The organism is Pseudomonas sp. HR1 (genome assembly GCF_030175875.1).
Lineage (GTDB): Bacteria > Pseudomonadota > Gammaproteobacteria > Pseudomonadales > Pseudomonadaceae > Chryseomonas > Chryseomonas oryzihabitans.
The window spans coordinates 1-928 of record NZ_JASNRF010000038.1 but is presented as its reverse complement, the minus strand read 5'-3'; the positions used below and the strand labels follow the sequence as shown (position 1 = coordinate 928).

General features: G+C 43.6%; 1 protein-coding gene. It reads right to left on the bottom strand.

Annotation, left to right across the window (positions count from 1 at the left end):
- Nucleotides 1-682: 682 nt before the first annotated feature.
- Nucleotides 683-928: hypothetical protein (locus QKY98_RS24115; protein ID WP_284671681.1), on the bottom strand; the 246-nt coding region annotated here is incomplete at its 5' end.

Sequence of the window (928 nt, the reverse complement as noted above, 5' to 3'; positions counted from 1 at the left end):
ATATTTAAAAAGTTGAGGTCATTGATTCGTTGACGGCTACAGCCAGTTTTGCTGGCTGTGCCTCTGGTTATTAATTAGCCTGTCGAAGGCTGATAATCTTGTAAATTCTCCCTCAACTTAACCTAGAGTCAGTTGAAGTGGTTTGGTTTTCAGAGTTAAAACCTAAGGGCTTAAATTATGATTTTAGCAAAAATGGCTTTTGTAACGCTCCTTTTTTCCGTATCTAGCTTGCTGTACGCTGCTGATGGCGCAGAGCGGTCGATACAACGAAACGAGCAATTCCGCGCGGACCAAGGTAGGGTTGATAGAGATCGTGCTTATCATCGAGCATTAACAGAAAAAGAGAATACAAAGCTTGACAAAAAAACTGATAATTGAGTGGCTTCGGTTATCAATCTGCACATCTTTTGATTCTTCGGAGGCAGATGAAATAGGGTGTCTAAAGATTGCCTATTAGCTGATACTGATCCATCGTCTCGATCATACTATGGGTACGGTCATCGGACTAATGTCGGCATTTTCTATAAGTATCACATGCTCAGTACGGTCTCTTAAAGTTGTATAGATAGCTGTGGCATGTATTCAGAAAGCTATGAAGTAGCATCGAATAGCTGGTGACTATGTGATACGAGTGTCGCTTGAGATTAAGTTATACTGACACTATGGCTTTAATATAAGAGGTTTAGATAGGTGTAATAAAGTTAATCGAGAACGCTGGCAGCACCAGCAAGGCGGCACGGGTATTGAGCGTAAGCCAGCCCGCTGTCAGCCAGGCGATTCGCAAGTTAGAAACAGCGACTACGTCAACACTTAACCTTGAAGGCCGCTTAATGACTGCTCTTGGCTGGGCGTCGGGTGGCGAGGCATACAAGTAGGCATACACGGTTGCTGATAAGCTGAGCTGGATCTGATGGTTCCAAGGTCTTTT